General features: G+C 63.9%; 21 protein-coding genes. 15 read left to right on the top strand and 6 right to left on the bottom strand.

Translation table 11 applies throughout. The features are described 5' to 3' along the window. Positions 1-16: 16 nt before the first annotated feature. The 9 genes from rpsE to rplQ all read left to right on the top strand — a co-directional run bounded on the left by rpsE (position 17) and on the right by rplQ (position 6,471). Positions 17-595: a 30S ribosomal protein S5 gene (rpsE, locus tag W911_RS13580; protein WP_023788120.1), complete on the top strand. Its 579-nt coding sequence runs from the start codon at positions 17-19 to the stop codon at positions 593-595. 52 nt (positions 596-647) lie between these two features. Beyond that, positions 648-845 (top strand): 50S ribosomal protein L30, encoded by a 198-nt coding sequence (gene rpmD / locus W911_RS13575; protein WP_023788119.1) that lies wholly within the window; start codon positions 648-650, stop codon positions 843-845. Positions 846-928: 83 nt separating this feature from the next. Then, positions 929-1,462, top strand: a complete 534-nt coding sequence (gene rplO / locus W911_RS13570; RefSeq protein WP_023788118.1) for a 50S ribosomal protein L15 — start codon at positions 929-931, stop codon at positions 1,460-1,462. Positions 1,463-1,748: 286 nt separating this feature from the next. Further along, positions 1,749-3,113: a preprotein translocase subunit SecY gene (gene secY / locus W911_RS13565; protein ID WP_023788117.1), complete on the top strand. Its 1,365-nt coding sequence runs from the start codon at positions 1,749-1,751 to the stop codon at positions 3,111-3,113. Continuing rightward, complete coding sequence (locus tag W911_RS13560) at positions 3,110-3,712, top strand: adenylate kinase (RefSeq protein ID WP_023788116.1); 603 nt, start codon at positions 3,110-3,112, stop codon at positions 3,710-3,712. The genes secY and W911_RS13560 overlap by 4 nt, the downstream gene beginning before the upstream one ends. A 182-nt stretch (positions 3,713-3,894) precedes the next feature. Continuing rightward, positions 3,895-4,266 (top strand): 30S ribosomal protein S13, encoded by a 372-nt coding sequence (gene rpsM / locus W911_RS13555; RefSeq protein ID WP_041316589.1) that lies wholly within the window; start codon positions 3,895-3,897, stop codon positions 4,264-4,266. 107 nt (positions 4,267-4,373) lie between these two features. Beyond that, positions 4,374-4,769, top strand: a complete 396-nt coding sequence (gene rpsK / locus W911_RS13550) for a 30S ribosomal protein S11 (protein WP_023788114.1) — start codon at positions 4,374-4,376, stop codon at positions 4,767-4,769. Between the two features lie 140 nt (positions 4,770-4,909). Beyond that, complete coding sequence (locus tag W911_RS13545) at positions 4,910-5,935, top strand: DNA-directed RNA polymerase subunit alpha (RefSeq protein WP_023788113.1); 1,026 nt, start codon at positions 4,910-4,912, stop codon at positions 5,933-5,935. Positions 5,936-6,045: 110 nt separating this feature from the next. Further along, positions 6,046-6,471, top strand: coding sequence for a 50S ribosomal protein L17 (rplQ, locus tag W911_RS13540; RefSeq protein ID WP_023788112.1), 426 nt, complete (start codon positions 6,046-6,048; stop codon positions 6,469-6,471). An 82-nt stretch (positions 6,472-6,553) separates the two neighbouring features. Here the strand turns inward: rplQ and W911_RS13535 are convergent, their stop codons facing one another. Next, positions 6,554-7,012 carry a cupin domain-containing protein gene (locus tag W911_RS13535; protein WP_023788111.1) on the bottom strand — a complete coding sequence of 153 codons (459 nt, stop codon included), beginning with the start codon at positions 7,010-7,012 and terminating at the stop codon, positions 6,554-6,556. A gap of 140 nt (positions 7,013-7,152) precedes the next feature. Here W911_RS13535 and W911_RS13530 point away from each other — a divergent pair, with 140 nt between their 5' ends. Then, a complete protein-coding gene (locus tag W911_RS13530; protein ID WP_041318806.1) occupies positions 7,153-8,160 on the top strand; it encodes a helix-turn-helix transcriptional regulator in 1,008 nt (335 codons plus the stop codon). An 11-nt stretch (positions 8,161-8,171) separates the two neighbouring features. Here W911_RS13530 and W911_RS13525 read toward each other — a convergent pair whose 3' ends face one another. The 4 genes from W911_RS13525 to W911_RS13510 form a co-directional block, all read right to left on the bottom strand. Further along, entirely contained in the window at positions 8,172-8,642 is a 471-nt protein-coding gene (locus W911_RS13525; RefSeq protein WP_023788109.1) for a hypothetical protein, read from the bottom strand. A gap of 108 nt (positions 8,643-8,750) precedes the next feature. Next, positions 8,751-9,251 carry a hypothetical protein gene (locus tag W911_RS13520; protein ID WP_023788108.1) on the bottom strand — a complete coding sequence of 167 codons (501 nt, stop codon included), beginning with the start codon at positions 9,249-9,251 and terminating at the stop codon, positions 8,751-8,753. A 343-nt stretch (positions 9,252-9,594) separates the two neighbouring features. Next, the gene (locus W911_RS13515; RefSeq protein WP_041316586.1) at positions 9,595-10,518 is read right to left on the bottom strand and encodes a lysophospholipid acyltransferase family protein; all 924 of its coding nucleotides are present in this window, start codon (positions 10,516-10,518) and stop codon (positions 9,595-9,597) included. 109 nt (positions 10,519-10,627) lie between these two features. Further along, positions 10,628-11,896, bottom strand: coding sequence for a UbiH/UbiF family hydroxylase (locus W911_RS13510; protein WP_023788106.1), 1,269 nt, complete (start codon positions 11,894-11,896; stop codon positions 10,628-10,630). 382 nt (positions 11,897-12,278) lie between these two features. Here W911_RS13510 and W911_RS13505 point away from each other — a divergent pair, with 382 nt between their 5' ends. The 4 genes from W911_RS13505 (at position 12,279) to W911_RS17475 (ending at position 18,667) form a co-directional block, all read left to right on the top strand. Further along, a complete protein-coding gene (locus W911_RS13505) occupies positions 12,279-13,634 on the top strand; it encodes a porin (protein ID WP_023788105.1) in 1,356 nt (451 codons plus the stop codon). Positions 13,635-14,013: 379 nt separating this feature from the next. Continuing rightward, positions 14,014-14,337, top strand: coding sequence for a hypothetical protein (locus W911_RS13500; RefSeq protein ID WP_023788104.1), 324 nt, complete (start codon positions 14,014-14,016; stop codon positions 14,335-14,337). A 251-nt stretch (positions 14,338-14,588) separates the two neighbouring features. Continuing rightward, entirely contained in the window at positions 14,589-15,932 is a 1,344-nt protein-coding gene (locus tag W911_RS13495; RefSeq protein ID WP_023788103.1) for a UDP-glucose dehydrogenase family protein, read from the top strand. Positions 15,933-16,066: 134 nt separating this feature from the next. Beyond that, positions 16,067-18,667 (top strand): bifunctional diguanylate cyclase/phosphodiesterase, encoded by a 2,601-nt coding sequence (locus W911_RS17475; RefSeq protein WP_023788102.1) that lies wholly within the window; start codon positions 16,067-16,069, stop codon positions 18,665-18,667. A gap of 31 nt (positions 18,668-18,698) precedes the next feature. Here W911_RS17475 and mog read toward each other — a convergent pair whose 3' ends face one another. Continuing rightward, complete coding sequence (gene mog, locus W911_RS13485) at positions 18,699-19,226, bottom strand: molybdopterin adenylyltransferase (RefSeq protein ID WP_023788101.1); 528 nt, start codon at positions 19,224-19,226, stop codon at positions 18,699-18,701. A gap of 129 nt (positions 19,227-19,355) precedes the next feature. Between mog and W911_RS13480 the strand changes: the two genes are divergently transcribed. Further along, complete coding sequence (locus W911_RS13480; protein WP_041318797.1) at positions 19,356-21,188, top strand: SLC13 family permease; 1,833 nt, start codon at positions 19,356-19,358, stop codon at positions 21,186-21,188. The last annotated feature ends 31 nt before the right edge of the window (positions 21,189-21,219 follow it).

Here is a 21,219-nt window from a genome sequence, read left to right as displayed (position 1 = left end):
TGAAAGGATTTTGACAGTGGCACGTGGACCTGAAAGAGGGCGCGGACGCGAGCGGGAGCGGGAAGAGCGCGACAGCGAATTTTCCGACAAGCTCGTCCATATCAATCGTGTTGCGAAGGTGGTGAAGGGCGGTAAGCGCTTCGGCTTCGCGGCGCTCGTCGTCGTCGGCGACTTGAAGGGCCGCGTCGGCTTCGGTCACGGCAAGGCGCGTGAGGTGCCGGAGGCGATCCGCAAGGCCACCGAGCAGGCGCGTCGCAGCCTGATCCGCGTGCCGCTGCGCGATTCGCGCACGCTTCATCACGACAGCGCCGGCCGTCACGGCTCGGGCAAGGTCGTGCTGCGCGCGGCTCCCGCAGGTACGGGCATCATCGCAGGCGGCGCCATGCGCGCCGTGTTCGAGATGCTGGGTGTGCATGACGTGGTGGCAAAGTCGCTCGGTTCGACCAACCCCTATAACGTCGTGCGTGCCACGTTCGACGCGCTCAAGGAGCAAGAGAATCCCCGCTCCGTCGCCGCGCGCCGCAACAAGAAGGTTTCCGAGATTGTCTCCCGCCGCCGCGACGGCGTCGACGCCGAGGCTGCCGCCGAGGCCTGATCGGATGGCCGCAAGGCCTCCGTCGGGAGCACGACAAGAAGGTATGTGAGACATGGCCAAGAAGACGATCACGGTCGAGCAGTACAAAAGCGCGAACCGCCGGCCTGAGATCCAGACCAAGACCCTGATCGGTCTCGGTCTCAACAAGCTCAACCGCCGCCGCGTCCTTGAGGACACCCCGGCCGTGCGCGGCATGATCGCAAAAGTTCCCCATCTCGTTCGCATCGTCGACGAGACGGGTAAGGCTTGAGGCATCGATTGGCGTCGGATTGCGATCCGGCACAGAGATGAATGTCTCCGTATGAGAGAGACGAACTGAGGAGCTTCGGGTCCATGCGGCTCAACGAGATTAAGGACAACCCGGGCGCGCGTAAGACGCGCGTGCGGATCGGCCGGGGCATCGGCTCGGGCGTCGGCAAGACGGGCGGACGCGGCGGCAAGGGCCAGACCGCACGTTCCGGCGTAGCGATCGGTGGCTTCGAAGGCGGTCAGATGCCGCTCCACCGCCGCCTGCCCAAGCGCGGCTTCACCAAGTGGAACCGCAAGGACTGGAACGAGATCAACATCGGCGCGCTCCAGCGGGCGGTCGATGAGGGCAAGCTCAAGGCTGGCCAGGACGTGGACGTGACGGCGCTTGTCGACGCGGGCATCCTGCGCCGCGCCAAGGACGGCCTGCGCCTCCTCGGTACCGGCGAGATCACGGCCAAGCTGGCGCTCACGGTGAACCACGCTTCCGCGAAAGCGAAAGAGGCCATCGAGAAGGCCGGCGGCTCGGTCAGCATCATCGAGAAGAAGGTGCTTGCCGACGACGTGGCCAAGCGCGAAAAGTCTGCGGCCAAGAAGGCGGCCGCCAAGGCGGGCAAGTAACGGACAGTCAGGCGCGACCGGCGGAGCCGCATCGAGCGGCTCGGCCGGTGGGGCCTGCGCGGCGTTTTCGCTGCCAGGGGCTCGACCGAGCCCTTGTCCGTTACCAAGTAAGGTCCGCAACCGGATGAAGGGGCCGCTGTGGGGTAGGGCGGCCCGGACCCTGATCGAATGCGGCGACCCGGGCCGCAGCGCATCGAGGTCCGAGAAATGATCGGGCGCACGGTTGCCTTGGGAGGCGGCCAGGCGTCTTGCCCTCAGGGCTTACGGGAAGCCGGGAGAGAACGACATGGTATCCGCTGCCGAGCAGCTTGCCGCAAACCTCAACCTCGGCGCCTTCGCCAAGGCGGAGGATTTGAAGAAGCGCATCTGGTTCACACTGGCTGCGCTCGTCGTCTACCGTTTCGGCACCTTCATTCCGATCCCCGGCATCGACGCCCAGGCGTTCGCCGCTGCGTTCCAATCGCAGGCGGGCGGCATTCTCGGCATGTTCAACGTGTTCGCCGGCGGCGCCGTCGAGCGTATGGCGATCTTCGCCTTGAACATCATGCCCTACATCTCTGCCTCCATCATCATGCAGCTGATGAGCTCGATGAACCCGAAGCTCGCCGCGCTGAAGAAGGAAGGCGAGTCGGGCCGCAAGCAGATCAACCAATACACCCGCTATCTCACGCTGGTGCTGGCGGCCTTCCAGGCCTACGGCATCGCGATCGGCCTTGAAGGCTCGCGCTCGGAGGCTGGCTCCGTCGTGATGGATCCGGGCTGGTTCTTCCGTGTCACCACGGTGATCACGCTGGTCGGCGGCACCATGTTCCTGATGTGGCTCGGCGAGCAGATCACGCAGCGCGGCGTCGGCAACGGCATCTCGCTCATCATCTTCGCGGGTATCGTGGCCGGCATGCCGTCCGCGATCGTGGGCCTCTTCGAGATGGCCCGCACGGGCGCCCTCTCGACGTTCTTCCTGCTCGCGCTGATCATTCTGATGCTGATCGTGACGGCCGTGATCGTCTTCGTGGAGCGAGCGCAACGTCGATTGCTCATTCAGTATCCGAAGCGCCAGGTCGGCAACCGCATGTTCCAGGGCGATGCCTCGCATCTTCCCCTGAAGCTGAACTCCGCGGGCGTCATTCCGCCGATCTTCGCGTCGTCCCTGCTTCTGCTTCCCATCACGGGCGCCTCGTTCCAGGCCGCCGGCGGTGGCGGGCCCGAATGGCTGCAGTGGCTCGTGGCGGCTCTTGGCCGCGGCACGGCGCTTCACATTCTCGTCTACGTGTCGTTCATCGTCTTCTTCGCGTTCTTCTACACCGCCGTCGTCTTCAATCCGAAGGACACGGCCGACAACCTGAGGAAGCACGGCGGCTTCATTCCCGGCATCCGCCCCGGCGAGAAGACAGCGGAATATATCGACTACGTCCTGACCCGCATCACGGTGGTCGGCGCGATCTACCTGGCAGCCGTCTGCGTCATGCCTGAACTGCTGACATCCTACGCGGCCGTGCCGTTCTACTTCGGCGGGACATCGCTGCTCATCGCGGTCAGCGTCACCATGGATACGGTCGCTCAGATCCAGAGCCATCTTCTGGCCCATCAGTACGAGGGCTTGATCAAGAAGGCGAAGCTCAGAGGCGCGACGACGCCACGGGGACGCCGATGAAGCTCATCCTTCTCGGGCCTCCGGGCGCCGGCAAAGGCACCCAGGCCGAAGCGCTGGCACGCCGCAAGGGCCTGATACAACTCTCCACCGGCGACATGCTGCGCGCAGCAGTGAAGGCCGGGACGGAAATCGGCCAGAAGGCCGAAGCGGTGATGAAGAGCGGCGGGCTCGTTTCCGACGAGATCGTCATCGGCATCATCGCCGAGCGCATCGGCCAGCCCGACTGCGCGAACGGTTTCATCCTCGACGGCTTCCCGCGCACGCTGAAGCAGGCCGAAGCGCTGGACCAACTTCTCATCTCTCGCCACACGGGTCTCGATCAGGTGATCGAGCTCAAGGTGGACGACACGGCCCTCCTGTCGCGCATCGAAAATCGTGCGCGCGAGACCGTGGCGGCAGGCGGCACCGTTCGTGCCGACGACAATGCTGAGGCGCTGAAAACGCGCCTCTGGGCTTACTACCGGGAGACGGCTCCCCTGATCGGGTACTACTTCGCCCAAGGGAAGCTGCGCCAGGTGGACGGCATGGCCTCGATTTCCGAGGTAGCCCAGCAAATCGACGCCCTCCTTGAGGGTGGAGAAAAGATGTCTCAGAACTAAGGCGCAGGTTGACGAAGGTTTATGACCAAGCTACAACACCGCGCTTTCAGGACGATGAAGCGGAAGGACTGTTCCGTGCGGCGATCTTCGCCCGGATCAGGTCTTTTCGCGTTTTTTCGTTTAATAACAACTATATGTCGCCGCGACTCCGCGGGCGATGAGCTAGCCTCCAGGAGAGAGATGTGGCGCGCATAGCAGGTGTGAACATCCCCACGGGGAAGCGTGTGGTGATCGCGCTCCAGTATATTCACGGTATCGGCCCGAAGTTCGCCGGCGAGATCTGCGGCCGTGTCGGGATCCCGGCCGAGCGCCGCGTGAACCAGCTGACTGACGCCGAAGTGCTCCAGATCCGTGAAGCGATCGACCGCGATTACGTGGTCGAGGGCGATCTTCGTCGCGAAGTGTCCATGAATATCAAGCGGTTGATGGATCTTGGCTGCTACCGCGGCCTGCGCCATCGCAAGGGCCTGCCGGTCCATGGCCAGCGCACTCACACCAACGCACGGACCCGCAAGGGCCCGGCGAAGCCGATTGCCGGCAAGAAGAAAGCGTAACCAGCATAGGGGTGTTTGCGGCCGGTGTTTGCCGGTGCGCCCCGCATTGGCCGTCCCGAGACGGCGAATAGGAATTGGCCCCGCGGGGCCTGGGAGTCGAGATTACCATGGCGAAAGAGCAGGCACGGACCAAGATTCGGCGCCGGGAAAAGAAGAACATCACGTCCGGCGTGGCTCACGTGAACGCTTCGTTCAATAACACGATGATCACCATCACGGACGCGCAGGGCAACACGCTGTCCTGGTCGTCGGCCGGAACGATGGGCTTCAAGGGCTCGCGCAAGTCGACGCCGTTCGCGGCGCAGATGGCTGCCGAAGATGCGGGCAAGAAGGCGCAGGAGCACGGCATGAAGGTGCTCGAAGTCGAGGTTTGCGGTCCGGGCTCCGGGCGCGAGTCGGCGCTCCGCGCGCTGCAGGCCGTCGGCTTCCAGATCACCTCCATTCGCGACGTGACGCCGATCCCCCACAACGGCTGCCGTCCGCGCAAGCGCCGCCGCGTTTAAGGCGAAGCGGGCACCAGGCCTTTCCGGACGGGTAGAACAGCGGCCGCCACGCTCCCGTCCCGGGCCCGGGCCCATCCTCTGTTGGAAGAAGCGTGCCGCGCTTGGGCGAGGCGGCACCCAGAACCGCTACGAGGACCCCCGTGTCGAACGTATTGCAGAAGAACTGGCAAGATCTGATTAAGCCGTCGAAGCTCGAAATCACCTCGGGCCGCGACCGCACCCGCACCGCAACCCTCGTCGCCGAGCCGCTTGAGCGTGGCTTCGGCATGACGCTGGGCAACGCGCTGCGCCGCGTGCTCCTCTCGTCGCTCCAGGGCGCGGCGATCAAATCCGTGCAGATCGACGGCGTGCTCCATGAGTTCTCGTCGATCCCTGGCGTCCGCGAGGACGTGACGAGCATCGTGCTCAACATCAAGGAAATCGCTCTGCGCGTCCACTCGGACGGCGTGAAGCGCATGGTTCTCAAGAAGGACGGCCCCGGCGCCGTCCGCGCCGGCGACATCGAGACCGGCTCGGAAGTCGAGATCCTGAACCCCGACCATATCATCTGCCACCTGGATCAGGGCGCGCAGATCCGCATGGAGTTCACCGCCGACATGGGCAAGGGCTACGTGCCCGCCGAGCGCAACCGCCCGGACGACGCCCCCATCGGCCTGATTCCCGTGGACAGCCTTTACACGCCGGTGACGAAGGTCTCCTACAAGGTCGAGAACACGCGCGAAGGCCAGATTCTCGACTATGACAAGCTGACCATGACGGTCGAGACCGACGGCTCGGTGAAGGCCGAGGACGCCGTGGCCCTCGCCGCGCGCATCCTGCAGGACCAGCTTGCCGTCTTCATCAACTTCGAGGAGCCGAAGAAGGCCGTCGAGGAGCGCAGCCATCCGGAGCTCGCCTTCAACGCCGCGCTCTTGAAGAAGGTGGACGAACTCGAACTTTCGGTCCGTTCGGCCAACTGCTTGAAGAACGACAACATCGTCTACATCGGCGACCTGATCCAGAAGACGGAAGCCGAGATGCTGCGCACGCCGAACTTCGGCCGCAAGTCGCTCAACGAGATCAAGGAAGTGCTCGCCGGCATGGGCCTCCACCTCGGCATGGAAGTGCCGAACTGGCCGCCGGACAACATCGAAGAGCTGGCCAAGCGCTTCGAGGACCAGTACTAAAACCAGGTTTTGGCAAGGGGCAGTGGACGATAAATCCGCTGCCCTTCGCCCACGAACGAGGTGAGGCCGAAGAACCTCCCCGTAACAACCTAAGAGAAAGAGATAGAGAGATGCGACACAAGAAGTTGGGGCGGAAGTTCAACCGCGACAGCTCCCACCGCCAGGCCATGTTCTCCAACATGGCGGCTGCCCTCATCAAGCACGAGCAGATCGTGACCACGCTGCCGAAGGCGAAAGACCTGAAGCGCGTCATCGACAAGTACATCACGCTCGCCAAGCGTGGCGACCTGAACTCCCGCCGTCTGGCCGCCGCGCGCCTGCGCGACGAGGAGCAGGCGAAGAAGCTGTTCGACGTGCTCGGCCCCCGCTATAAGGACCGCGCAGGCGGTTACTCGCGCGTGCTGAAGGCTGGCTTCCGCCATGGCGACAGCGCACCGCGCGCCGTGATCGAACTCGTCGACCGCGACGAGACGGTCAAGGGCGCCGAGGATCGCGCGCGCCATGAAGCGGAAAAGGCAGCCGAAGAGAACGCGTAAGTCTCGCGTTCGTCCCGGATACGGAACACCGAAAACGGCCCCACAAACATGCGGGGCCGTTTTTTTTCGCTCGATGCGAACGTCAGGATGCGACGAGCGTCGAGGCCTGCGGTTGCTGCGCGCCGAGCAAGGCCCTGAACTCCGCAAGACCGAAGGTCGCCACCGTATTCAGGTTCTCGTCGAGAATTTCGTACACGAGGTTCTCGACGTTGCGGTTGGAGAAAAAGGCGATGACGTCCTGATCGCCGCCGCCCTCGCTATGCGGCTCGCCGTCCGCACGGCCGGTGACGTAGCTGCCGACGGGCCGGATCTCTTTCAGCGAGCCGTCCGCACGGTAGATTCGAAGCTCACCCTGAAGCACAAGCGTGATGTAGTCGGCTTTGTGCCGGTGAAGCACGATCTTCGCGTTCGCATCGAACTTGAACAGGATGTCGACGATCCGCTTCGTCTCGTCCACGGCGCAGATGTGATAGGCGAGGTGATCGATCCCCTCGATCGTGTTCCAGCGGACATTGCGGACGTCAAACGGAAGGGTCGGCATGGGCGCGTTTTCTCCGAGGTTATGCGCGACGCGGGATCCAGCCGTGCCGCAGGATTTTTTCGTAACGCCAACGTGACTTGTTCCCTGGGAGCGCGCTTGCCATTTTGCGCCATGTCCGGATGAACACGCCGGAGGATGTCATGGCGCCCCGTCTCTCGGGTTTCACACGCGCAGCTTCGCTCGGGCCGATCGCCGACTTCATGGATCGGCAGGGCGGAAACATTACGCGCGTTCTCTCGGACGTCGATCTCCCGTTCGCCCTGCTCGACCAGCCCGAGATCGTCGTGCCGCTGCGCGAGCAGTTTCGTTTTCTCGAACGCGCAGCGCGGGAGACCGGCGACCGCCATTTCGGTGCCCGCCTCGGGCAGGCCGTCACGAGCCCGCATCTCAGCGCGTACGGAGCCTGGGTCTGCCGCGCCGAGACGCTCCAGGACGCGATGACGCGTGCGCACGCCGGTCTCGCCGTGATGCTTCAGACCTCGACCAATCTCTATATGAGGCGCGAGGGGACGCGAGTCCGGTGGTCCATCGAATTCGTCGAGCCGGAGACGGAAGGGCGCCATCACAACGAGCTGCTCGGCATCGGATACATGATGGACGTCGTGCGCGTTTACGCCGGGCCGAAGTGGCGGCCGCACGGTGTTGCGACGGCGCTGCCGCGCGGAGAACCTCGCGCGGAGCTGGAACTCATCTTGGGCACGAATGTCGAGCACGGCGACCCGATCCCATCGTTGACCTTCGACGCGTCTCTGCTCCACTGCGGACACGCGGGTGCGGGCGGGAAACGGGAAGACGCGAGTGGCGGCGCGGAGCCGAAGCTTCCGAAGCAGAACGACGACGTCGCCACGATCGCGGCCGTCATCGACCTCGCCCTGCACGAGGCGTATCCCCGCATCGAGTGGGTGGCTGGAAAGCTCGGAATGACGCGCCGGTCTCTGCAGCGCCGACTGGCGTCGCATGGAACGAGTTTCGTCGAGCTGACGGAGGCAACGTTGCAGAACCGCGCAAAAGCGTTGCTGCGCGAGGGCAGCGCAATCACCGACATCGCGCTGGAGCTTGGCTATCGCGATCCCGCCCATTTCACGCGCGCGTTCCGGCGCTGGACGGGCATGGCGCCGACGGCATTCCGCGCTGCCAACGGTCGCTAACCCCACCGGCTTTACAACTCGTCGCTGAGAACGAACGGACGATGCTGATAGATCACGTCCGATACCGCCCAGCGATCACCCGTCTTCGTCATCTTGAGATCGATGATCCGGCTCTCGCCCATATTCTTGAAGATGGCGCGCCCCGTCGCGGTGCCTGCATCCCTGTCCAGGACAGTGAGCTCGACATCGCGGATTTCGCAGTCCTGCCCGTCGACGAGAATGTCGAAGCCGAGGTCGCCCGATTCCATCGCCGCCGTGAAAGCTTGCGCGAGCGTGGGCGTGAAGTAGGTCTCCGCGATCGCGTAAATGTCGTAGGGTGGGCCTTGGGCCTCACCGCCGCACGTCGCCTCCACCTGTCCGAAGATTTCGTCGAGCACAACCTCGGGGCCGCTTCCGCCTGCCGCGGCGGGAAATGGGAAGAGCATCAACAGAACCGCGACGGCGGCCGACTGGGCACGAGAGCCAAAACGAGGAATCGTCACGTGCGAGCCTCCCTGTTGGACGGATAGGCCGTGCGTCAGGCGAAGATTAGCGCATCTGACAGGATTTGCCGCAACGGGATTGTTGGCCGGGAGAGCGCGCCTCGCCGGTTAAAGCTCAAGCGCCCGGCGCACTTCGAACACTTCCATGATGCGCGCGCCGCGGTGCGGGCCGTCGCAGACGAACGTCCAGCGCCCCTCCGTGAACGTGTCGCACATCTTCACGCCCTTGATCAGGATCCAGTGGCCTTCCTTGCCCTTGTGAATGGCGAGGATGTAATGCGCCCACGCGCTGCGCGGCTTCTGCATCCAGGTCCACACGGAGGGCCGCTTCTTGCGCTCAAGGTGCATGAAGGTTTCTTTGAGCGTCATCCCGTAGCCGTAGACGGCGAGGGCTGCTTCCACTTCGTCCGCGTAGGTGCCCTTCACGCGATATTTGAGATCGGGCGGAAGCTTCCGGTATGCGTTGACGGCCGCCTCGACCTTGCTGATCGGATAGCCTGTGATGGCGGACAGCACGTAAGGCCCGCAGAACGCGACGCGCCCGGTGTCGTTCTGGGCGTCGTTGAGCGACGAGGTTGTGCGGTCGGCAATGAAGGTTGGGTCGGCCATCGGATCGGATCGAGAAAAACGACGCATTAACGAAATCTTACCGCAAAGGGTTACCGAAACGTTAACGGCCCGGGGATGCGCGAGCCTGGAGGCCGCGCGATAAAAACGGCTGCTTCAGCAGCGCGGGAGCAAGGCGACCCGGCGTTAGCCGCCCCTGTCTTGGCGGAGCCAAGCTTCGCTTGGACGAGGGCCAGGCCAGCGCCGTGCGCCGGCCGAACCGGCCCGTGAGCAAGGAATCGGCTGCTTCAGCAGCCTGGGAGCAAGGCGACCCGGCGTTAGCCGCCCCTGCGGAGGGCCAGGCCGGCGCTGTGCGCCGGCCGAACCGGCCCGTGAGCGATAAAAACTAACTCCACCGCCGGTTCGACCACATCCATTGTTCGGGTGCGTCACGCACCCATAGCTCGAACTGCTTTTGCATCTCGGTCATGATCCAACGCACGTCTTCGCTGATGTTTTTCGTGCGCGGCACCCGCAATTCCATGATCTCGATCTCGAACCGGCTGGACGTGCCGACCCGCTTGCAGCGCGACAGCCAGATGCGGCTGCCGACGCGCCGCGCGATCATCGCGCCGATGGCTTGCGTCTTGGCGTCCTTGCCGAAGAACGGCACCGGAATGCCGTTGTTGTCGTAGAGATCGCAGACGAGGCCGAGCCGCCCTCCGCGGCGGACGAAGTCGGTAAGGACACGCGCCGTCTTCTGGTCGTCGCCGTGGTCGCCCTCGACGCGTCCGCGCCCGAACAGGCCGCCCGGATAGAGATCGCGCCGCTGATCGCGCAGATAGCGGTCGACGTAGGGGTTATTCACCGAGCGATAGACCGCGGCCGGGTTGGTCTTCGCCTCCACGAACGGCCAGACGGACAGTTCCCAGTTTCCCATGTGCAGCGAGACCCCGATCGCGGGGCCGAGCTTGTTCTTGTAGCGGCCGAACAGGCGGTCCGAGACGATGGTGATGCGGGTGGGATCTTTGATCAGCCGGTCGATCTGCATGGTCTCGGCCATCACGCGTCCGAGGTTCTCCCAGTGCGCCATGCAAAGCGCGTGGCGCTCCGCCTCGGTCTTTTCGGGAAACGCGATTGCGAGGTTCGCGAGCGCGCGTTTGTGGCGTTTCGGATTGATCAGCGGCGCAAGCACGCGCCATGCTTTGGCGGATGCGCCGGCAGCCATCTCCAACGGGAAGAGCCGGACAAGCCCAACGATGGCGCGAAGCACGCCGTATTCGAGACGGAACTGAAGATCGCGCAGGGGGCTGACGTGGGGTGTGCTCATCAGGATCCGGGGCAGCGGCTCGGAGGCGAGCCAAGTTAGAGGAAGGACCTCGCGCCAGCGGGCGGCGCGCGAACGGACTCCGGCACATGCCAAGGCGCGGCGATCCGCGTCAAGCGGCGGAATGGCGGGCGGCACCGCTGGCACGCTCTGAGAGACGCCGGGCGCCGTCAGGGTGGAGAAGGTCCGCGTCCGCGCTCGCTGGAGCGAGCCCCTCGCGCACCGCGATCCGCCGAAGCGGCCCGAGCGTCTTGAGGGCGACGAGCCCCAAGCCTCGCGCCAGATGAACGGGCCCGAGAGCGGAGATCAGCGAGCGGTTCAGGACATCGACCGTCGCGATGCGGGAGGTCACGTCGATGCGCCGGCGCGCACTGTAGGCGTCGAGCACGGCGGCGCTGCCGACGTCTTGCTCCGCCGCACGGGCATCCGCCACGCAATCCGCGAGGGTTGCGGCATCCCGCAAGCCCAGATTGAGCCCTTGCGCCCCGATGGGCGGGATGACGTGCCCGGCTTCGCCGACGAGCGCGACGCGATTCCTGCCGAAGGCCTCCGCCGTCAACCCGGAGAGCGGAAAGACGGCCCGTGATGTAATCTCGCCGACCGGGCCGAGAAGGCCCGTCAGACGCTCTTCCAGAACGGCGCGAAAGGCTGGCTCGTCGAGCGCGGCGAGGCGCTGGGCCTCGTCCGGCCGTTCGACCCAGACGAGGCTCGAAGCGAGCCCCTTGAGGGGGACGGTCGTGAAGGGACCTGCGGGCCTGTGAAATTCGGTCGAGAGGTTGCGATGAGGGCGGCCGTGCTGGAAGGACGTGGCAATGGCAGATTGGGCGTAGGTCCAGCTCCGCGTCCCGATTCCTGCTGCCTGGCGGCAAAGGGAGCCCCGGCCGTCGGCACCGACGACAAGCCCGGCCGTGAAGGTCGCGCCTTCGTGTGTGGTGAGCGTTACGGCGCTCGCGCCGATCTCCGCTTTCACGATCCCGGCGGTGGAATGTAGCCGAACGCGGCTGCCCGTCCGTTGCGCGACCTCGATAAGGCCGGCCGTGAGCGCGCTGTTGGGCACGTTCCAACCGAACGCGTCGAGATCGATTTCGGCCGCGGTGAACACGAGTTCCGGAGCGCGCAGCAGCCCGCCCGTATCGTCGATGATCCGAATGCCCGTGATCGGCGCGCTGTGAGAGGCGATTCTCTCCCAAGCGTCGAGGTTCTTGAGCAGCGCGATAGATCCGGCGAAAAGCGCGGCAGTCCGGTTGTCCGGGGCGCCGCCATGCGCGCGATGCGGCGGGGCCGCCAGCAGAACATCGCATCCGGCCGCGCTGAGAGCGAGCGCGGCGGCCAATCCGGCAGGGCCTCCGCCGACAACAGCGGCTGTGAAGTGGGTATTCAAGGTCGCCTCGTTTTTCGCGGGAGGCTCGCACACTGCCCGCGGCCGTGCAACGGGCGCGGCTGGCGACGACAGTAAAATAAACCAGCAAAATTAGAATAGAAACAGCAAGTCATAATGTCATGAAACTGTCATTCAACTCCAGAGATGCGGCGTTGAGAAGCAATGCTCGTGGCCGACACATCACGAAGAACAGTATCAAATCTGTCATAATAGCTTTTGCCGTTTACGCCTTGAGTATTGATGGGCTTATGTCCCCTCGACCACGGTGGTCGGAGCAGTCGGTGAGTCTTGCGTCTGTTCGGCTCTGCTGAGTGGTGAAGGGGTCAATGCACTGTGGACGCGCCAAGGCGCGGCAGGGCGAAAACGACGAGAGGAATTTTTCATGACCGGGGGTTTCATGACGTCGGCCGGAAGGCTGTCGCTCTTTGCAGCGGCGAGCCTTCTGATGCTGGGGGGCACATCTGCCGGCGCCGCCGACCTGGGTGGCAACTGCTGCGCCGATCTGGAAGAGCGGATTGCCGAGCTTGAGGCCACGACGGCTCGTAAGGGCAATCGTAAGGTCTCGCTTCAGATCGGAGGCCAGGTCAACCAGGCTGTGCTGTTCTGGGATGACGGCTTCGAATCGAACGCTGGCGTCTACACGAACGACGCGTCGCGCTCGCGTTTCCGCTTCCGCGGTGATGCGAAGATCAACAGCGACTTGAAGGCAGGCTACCTGCTTGAGATCGGCGTTCGCAGCGCCAACTCGAAGCGCTTCAACCAGGACGACCACTCGGGCACCGGCCTGGGCATGGATCTGCGTCACTCGACCTGGTACATCGACAGCAAGTCCTACGGTCGCGTGTGGATGGGTCTGACGGGCGGTGCTTCGGAAGGCATCACCGAAATCAACCTTGCCGGCACGGGCGACGTCGCCAAGTTCTCGGACGCCGAAGACATGGGGGGTGATCTTGCGCTTCGCCGTGCCGACGGCTTCTATTCGAACGGCGCGCTCACCGCTGCTGGCGCTCTCTCCATCCGCCGCCTCATCCGTGGCGGCAGCGGCAACCAGCCGGGTGAAGGCCGTCGTTACGACATGGTTCGCTACGACACGCCCGAAATCTTCGGCTTCACCGGCACCGTCAACTGGGGCGCGGATGACACCTGGGAGATGGGCCTGCGCTACAAGGGAGAACTCGGGGGCTTCAAGCTGGCGGCCGGCATCGCTTACGGCGAGTCGTCTGAAAACGGCGGCGTCGTCGGCTTCGAGTGTACCTCGAACGTGACGATCGCTGCGACCGGCAAAGACGCCAAATGTAACCAGCTCGGCGGTTCGGCCAGCGTGATGCACGTCGCCACGGGCCTCTACGCGAACTTCGCAGCCGGCTACATGGAAGACGAGCAGATCCAGTTCAATCCGCGTTTCGCCGGCCAGAACGTTGACGATCGTCAGGAGTTCTGGGCGCTCGAAGCCGGTATTCAGCAGAAGTGGTTCCCGCTCGGCAAGACGACGCTGTTCGGCCAGTACTACGACCACACCGGCGGTGCGTCCGATCAGGCCTTCGGCGACGGCGGCCGTCTTCTCAGCTCGAACCTCGATATCTACTCGCTTGGCATCATGCAGGACATCGACGCTGCGGCTATGAAGCTTTACGCCATCTACCGCCACGTCGAAGCCGATGCCACGAGCACGACGGGCACGCAGCTCAACTTCGAAGACGTCGATATGTTCATGACTGGCGCTGTGATCAAATTCTAAACCCGGTTTCGACTATCGTCTCAAAACGGAAGGGGTCGCCTTTGGGCGGCCCCTTTTCGTTCCGCGGCCGTGCGAGGGCCTCTCCTGTGGACAACGGCCCGCCCGGATTGTGCGCCGCAAAGCACGGGTATCTCCTGCCGCGACCTGGGAAAAAGTGGCCATTTCAAGTCTCTAAAGAGGAGAGGCTGCGGCCCTGTGACGGTATTGAACGGCTGTGACTGGCTGGCCACATTGCAGAGCAACCACACATCGGACGGGAAACGTTCACCGCTGCTTAACGATGCGCGAACATTGTTGTAACGAGCACCGGGAAGCTTCATCTTCGCGAGTCAGCGGGAGCACTTCGGGTAGGAAAATGAACCGGATTGGGTATATCGGAATGGGATTGGCGCTGGCGATCGTCAGCACCTCTGCATTCGCCTTCCAGGAGGAAGGCGGAGCGGCCTCCGTCGCGCCCGCGCCGGACGCCAAAGCTGTGCAGAGCGAGCCAGGCCTGGATTTTTCCGCGCCTTCTTCCTCGGTCGATGGATCCAGCAGCACCGGGACCGAAGTTCGCATTCCGGGCCTCGGCAGGCTTGGTGTCCTTCCCAAGATGGATTTCGGTCTTGAGCTGCTGTACGGCGCCAACGAGGTCAAGAAGCGCGAGCAGGAAATCCCCGGCGAGGACCTGACGATCCGCGGCACCGTTAAGCACAACTTCTAGAACCTGCCGAGCGGCGCTTTGAGCGCGCTTTTTATTTTGCTGCTTTTTATTTTGCTTCTGGCCGGCGCTGGGCCGATGTGTCGCGCGCGACCGTCACAGCGCCATCACGCCAGGCGGTCTAGACCGTGATCGCGTCAGGTCCTATCAGTCGGACGCCTGAGCCGTCGGTTTCGCTCCGGGTTCGGAGCGGGGTCGTGCTTTAGGCTTGCACCGCTCAAGACGAACACCCCCTCCGCTCGAAAGGCTCAGGTATGCGCATTGCCGTTGTTGGCTCAGGATACGTTGGTCTCGTCTCCGGCGCTTGCCTTGCCGATTTCGGTCACGAGGTTGTCTGTATCGACAGCGATGTGCGCAAGATCGAGGCCCTGAAAGAGGGCGTGATCCCGATCTACGAGCCCGGCCTCGAAGAGATCGTGCTCAAGAACGTCAAGGCGGGGCGGCTGCAGTTCAGCACCAGCCTGGAAGAGCCGGTGAGCGAGGCGGAAGCTGTATTCATCGCCGTTGGCACGCCCTCGCGCCGCGGCGACGGCCACGCCGACCTCAGCTATGTCTACGACGTGTCGCGCCAGCTCGCGCGCGTGGTGCGCGGTTTCACCGTGGTCATTACCAAGTCGACGGTGCCCGTCGGCACAGGCGACGAGGTCGAGCGTATCATCCGCGAGGCGAACCCGAACGCCGACGTCGCGGTGGTCTCGAATCCGGAGTTCCTGCGTGAGGGAGCGGCCATCGAGGACTTCAAGCGCCCCGACCGCATCGTGATCGGTGTCGAGGATGAGCGCGCGCGCCCGGTCATGACCGAGGTTTATCGGCCGCTTTACCTGAACAAAGCTCCGCTCGTGTTCACGACGCGCCGCACATCCGAACTCATCAAGTACGCGGCCAACGCCTTCCTCGCCATGAAGATCACCTTCATCAACGAGATGGCGGATCTCTGCGAGGCGGTGGGCGGCAACGTCCAGGATGTGGCCCATGGGATCGGCCTCGACGGGCGGATCGGCGGCAAGTTTCTCCATGCCGGCCCCGGCTATGGCGGCTCGTGCTTCCCCAAGGACACCCTCGCGCTCGTCAAGACGGCGCAGGATTACGCAAGCCCGCTCCGCCTGGTCGAGACGACGGTGGCGGTCAACGATCAGAGAAAGCGCGCCATGGCCCGCAAGGTCGCCCGCGCCATCGGCGCCGACGTCCGCGGGAAGACGGTGGCCCTTCTTGGTCTGACCTTCAAGCCGAATACGGACGACATGCGAGACGCGCCCTCCATTGCCATCGTGCAGGGGCTCCAGGACGCCGGAGCAAGCATCCGGGCTTTCGATCCGGAGGGAATGACGGCCGCGCGGGACTACATGTCGGATGTCACGTTCGCGGCCGATCCCTATGCCGCCGCCGAAGGCGCCGATGCCCTTGTCATCGTCACCGAATGGGATGCCTTCCGTGCACTGGATTTCCGGCGGCTGAGAGGCACCATGAAGAGCCCGCTTCTGGTCGATTTGCGCAACGTTTACCGGCGCGACCTCATTGAAGTGCACGGTTTTCGCTATGTCAGTATCGGGCGACCGGCGGAAGATATCGCGACCGGCCTCGGTGCGGTCGCCGAATAGGGGGGCGAGCGCCCCAATTTATGTGTGAGATGCGCAAATTTGCGACGTGTTCGAACGATTATATGGTAAACATAGGAATTTATTAGAAATTAGAAAGCTAATCTCCCTCGGCTATCGACTGGGGGACGATATTGATGCTTCACGTTCGGCTCATGGCACGGCCTGCTGCCGCTATGCGGCGGACATTTGTGCATCGCGATACGCGGCTCGTCGTTGCGGCGGCGCTTGCGTATGCGATCGCGGTCTATTTGGCGGTCAGCTTGACGCGGAACGCGGCGAGCGTGGCGGTGATTTGGCCGGCCAACGGCATTCTGCTTGCTGGGCTCTTGTGCCTTAAAACGTGCATGGGCCGGAAAGCGTTGATCGCGGCAGCGCTGCCGGCCGGCATGACGGCGTTTCTGGCGAACGGGGATCCCTGGTCTCTCGCATTGGCCTTTCCGGCGATCAACGTCACGGAAAGCCTGCTCGCTTTCGGTCTCCTGCGCTATGCCTGCGGACGGCGGATCGTTTTCACCCGGATATGGACCGTTGCCTCCTTCGTCGCCATTTGCGTCGTCGCGCCTATCCTTCCCGCGGCAGCCGGCGCGATGCTTTCGGCCAATACGTTCGGTGTCGATTGGACGGCCGCGCTGACGACCTGGTACCTCTCCGATAGCCTCGGACTTCTCGTCCTCACTCCGGCTATTCTTCTCACACGCCACACGAACGGCCAGTCCGAACGCGGACCCTCCACGGAAGCCGTTGTGCGCCACATGGTGCTTCTCGTCGCGACGACCCTCATCGTCTTCTCTCAATCGTCCGTTCCGCTTCTTTTCCTTCTCATTCCGGTTTCCGTTCTGATCGCCTTCCGTCTGGGATCGAGATGCGCCGCCATCGCCACGCTGGGGCTCACGGCTGTCTCCATGATCGCGACGTATCAAGGCTGGGGTCCCGTCGCGCTGATGGAGGACCTCGACACGCGCATCTGGGTTGTCCAGCTCTTCTGCCTCGTCAATTTGCTGACCTCTCTTGCGGTTGCCGCCGAGCTTGCCGAGCGCGAGCAGCTCCGTCGCGAGCTGGAGCGGATGTCGGCGTTGGCCTCCGCGCGGCGACGGCAACTCGACACCGCGCTCGACGCCATGTCGCAAGGCGTGTGCTTGTTCGACAGCGCGGGGCGGATCAGCGTCCGCAACAGCCGCTTCCTCGAAATCTATGGTCTCTCCGAAGATGCCGTGCCGCCGGGAACGCCGCTTTCGGCATTGAAGGACGCTTGCATACGCTCGGGCGCCGTCCCCGAGCGCGACTTCGCGGCGGCGGACCTCATCGCAAACAACGATGTGGAGCAAGAGCTTTTGAACGGACGTTACATTCGCATCGGCCAGCGAGTGCTGTCGGACGGCGGCGTCATCTGCACATATACCGACTTCACGACCGAAAAGCGGGCCGAGGATGAACTCCTCCATCGCACGCTGCACGACCTCCTGACCGGCCTTCCGAACAGATCGCTACTCGTGGGCCGGATCGATCGGGCGATCGAGGCGAGCGGCGAGGGTAAGGCCGCAGCGGTCATGCTGCTCGATATCGACTACTTCAAGTCCGTCAACGACAACCACGGCCACGCGGCCGGTGACGAGTTGCTGAAGGTCGTAGCCGACCGCTTGCGTGCCGCCGTGCGTGCAACCGATACCGTCGCGCGCCTCGGCGGTGACGAGTTCGCACTTCTTTTGGTGGACGACGAGCACGACTGCGATGCGGTTGCCGTCGCGCGCCGGATCATCGAGACCGTGGCGCGGCCGATTGTGATCGAAGGGCGGCCGATGCGTGTCGGTGTCAGCATCGGGATTGCGAAACCGCCCGTGGACGGCGCCTCGACGGATGAGATCTTGAAAGCGGCAGACATCGCGCTCTACAAGGCGAAGCGCAACGGCCGCGGCAAGTTTGCCTTTTTCGACGCCGCAGAAGACGCGGGCGTATGTTCCGCCCGGCGTCTGGAAAGCGAGCTGCGTCGCGCGCTCGACGAGAAAGAATTCCGCGTCGTCTATCAGCCGATCGTCTCCGGCGCATCGGGAGAGGTTGCAGCCTGCGAGGCTCTTGTTCGTTGGCAGCACCCCGAGCTCGGCGTTATTTCGCCGGCCGAATTCATTCCTCTCGCGGAGCGTAATGGCCTGATTGTCGGGATCGGCGATTGGGTGCTGGAGCAGGCCTGCCGGGATGCGTTGCGGATGCCGACCAGCGTCAAGGTATCTGTCAACCTGTCGCGCGTGCAGATCTCGGATCGCAACTTCGTGCGCCGCGTTGCGGAAACGCTCGCCCGGACGGGCCTTGCGCCCGAGCGGCTCGAACTTGAGATCACCGAAACCGCGATCATCGACAACGAGCGCAATGCGCTCCGCGTTCTTGAGGAGCTGACGCAGCTCGGCGTCTCGGTTGCGCTCGATGATTTCGGCGTCGGGCAGTCCGCGTTTAGTTGTTTGCGGGAACTGCCCATCAGCCGTATCAAGATCGACCGATCCTTCATCGACGATCTGGCAACCGATCCGAAGGCGCGCTCGATCTTCGTCGCCATGGCGACCATGGCGCGCTCGCTCGGAATGAAGACGACCGCCGAAGGAATCGAGACCGAGCAGCAGAGGATTATCGCAGCGCTCGCGGGTTGCGATCATCTGCAGGGTTATCTTCTCGGCCGTCCGGAGGAAATCGACAGTCTTTCGTTCGACACTCCCGCGTTAGCTGCGAATGGAAAGATGGCCGGATGAGGGATCTCGGCCCGCGCGCGACGCAAAAGGCTCAGCCCGGAGGCCGGAACGCCGGACAAAGGCTTGGATCGGTTTCGAGGCGCGCGCCTCCGATCAGGTCGACGCAGTAAGGGATCGCCGGAAACACGGCGAGCATGCAAAGCCGGATCGATTGCGGCTTGCCGGGCAGATTTACGATCAGCGCCTTGCCGCGGATGCCGGCAGTTTGCCGCGACAGGATCGCGGTCGGAACCTGCGCCAGGCTCTTTTCCCGCATCAGTTCGCCGAAGCCGGGAAGCATCTTCTCGCACACCGCTTCTGTGGCCTCTGGCGTAACGTCCCGCGGTGAGGGGCCGGTGCCGCCCGTGGTGAAAATGAGGCTGCATCCGTCCCGGTCTGCAAGATCCTGGAGCGTCTGCGAGACGAGCGCGGCATTGTCCGGCACCAGCCGCCGAACGGCTTCCCACGGCGAGGTCAGGATTTCGCCAAGCACGTCGGCAATGGCCGGGCCGCCCTTGTCTTCATAGGTCCCGGCGCTTGCCCGGTCTGAAACCGTCACCACGCCAATCTTCGCGGTCATGCCTCGATGGTCCTCGTTGTTGTCGGGCCTGGAGTTGTCAAGACTGTGGAATTGTCCATCGCATTTTTGGCTCCGACAATCTACACGAAGGCAACCCGTTCGTTCCAATCGATCCGGATGCCGCCATCGATGAACCACGACCTCTTCGTCGTCCTCGCGCTGCTCTTGACCGCCGTCGTTCTGTTCATTCGCAACAAGCCGCGGATGGACGTCGTCGCGCTCGTCATGATGACGGCGCTGCCGTTGACCGGCGTGATCGGAGTTCAGGACGCGCTGGCAGGGTTTGCCGATCCCAACATCGTTCTCATCGCCGCGCTGTTCGTGATCGGCGACAGTCTTGTCCGCACAGGCGTTGCCCAACGGCTGGGCGATTGGCTCGCAGCCCACGCGGGCGCGAGCGAGACCCGGCTCATTCCTCCGCTGATGATTGTCGTCGCCGTCATCGGCTCCATCATGAGTTCGACGGCCGTCGTCGCGCTCTTCGTTCCGGTTGTGCTGCGCATCGCTCAGCGCTCCGGCATCAGCGTGCGCCGGCTCATGATGCCGCTTTCGGTCGCCGCCCTGATCAGCGGCATGATGACGCTCGTCGCCACGGCCCCCAATCTCATCGTCAACAGCGAGCTTGTCCGCCGCGGTTACGAGGGCTTCCAGTTCTTTAGTTTCGCGCCGTTCGGCATCCCGATCTTGGCGTGCGCCGTGGGCTACATGCTGCTCGCGCGCCGATGGCTGTCTCCAACCATGCCGGCCGCCGTCGGCGCATCCGCAATGCGGCCGCGTCTCTCGCAATGGATCGAGGAGTACGGGCTCGCGGAGCGAGAGCATCGCCTGCGTGTAGCGGACGGTTCGCCGCTTGTCGGAAAGACGTTGGAGGAGCTCGATCTGAGAAGCTCTGCGGGAGCGAACATCATCGCGCTCGAACGAAACGGACGTTTTTCCCGCCGTGTGATGCAGCCCGTGGCGACGACGGAGCTGCGAGCCGGCGACGTGCTCTTCCTCGATCTCTTCACATCTCTGGTCGACATCGAGGAGGTGAGGCGCCGCTTCGATCTGGAGCGGCTGCCGATGTCCGGCTCCTACTTTCTCGATCGGTCGCAAGAACTCGGCATGATCGAGGTTATGATTCCGGCTGCTTCGAAGCTGGTCGGCCAATCGGTGGTGTCGGCACGTTTCCGCTCCGAGTTCGACTTGACGGCGATCGGCCTGAGACGAGGCGGCGTCCCTCGCGCGGGCAGTATCCGCAACGAGACGCTGGAAGTCGGCGACACGCTGCTTCTCATCGGTCCGTGGCGCGCCATCCGCCGCCTTGGATCGCATTGGAACACTCTGATCGCTTTGAGCATGCCGGCGGATCTCGACGACGTCGTGCCCGCGCCCGCCCGCGCGCCGCATGCGCTTGCCGTTTTGGGGCTTGTGGTCGTGCTGATGGTGAGCGGCGTCGTCCCCAACGTCATCGCGGCCCTCATCGGATGTCTCCTCCTCGGCCTTCTGCGCTGTATCGATACAGACGCCGCCTATCGCTCGATCCACTGGCAGACGCTGGTTCTGATTGTCGGCATGATGCCGTTTGCCGTCGCGCTTCAGAAAACGGGTGGCATCGATATTGCGGCAACCGCCTTGATCGACACGCTGGGGACGGTCGGCATTCACGCGATGCTCGCAGGGTTGTTCGCGCTGACGGCCGTGCTCGGCCTTTTTATATCCAACACGGCGACGGCCGTCCTGATGGCGCCTGTCGCCTTGGCGGTCGCGGAGGAACTTGGAAGCTCGCCCTATCCCTTCGCGATGATCGTGGCGCTCGCCGCGTCTGCCGCGTTCATGACGCCGGTGTCCTCGCCGGTGAACACTCTGGTCGTGGGGCCGGGCAACTACACGTTCTGGGACTTCATGCGTGTGGGTGTGCCGTTCGCCGTCGTCGCGATGGCGGTCAGCGTTGTGCTGGTTCCGTGGGTACTGCCGCCGTAGCGCCTGAGCATCGCCCCGTGCCGGTCGCGAG

The organism is Hyphomicrobium nitrativorans NL23, assembly GCF_000503895.1.
GTDB classification, from domain to species: domain Bacteria; phylum Pseudomonadota; class Alphaproteobacteria; order Rhizobiales; family Hyphomicrobiaceae; genus Hyphomicrobium_C; species Hyphomicrobium_C nitrativorans.
This window is presented reverse-complemented; position numbering and strand designations above follow the sequence as displayed.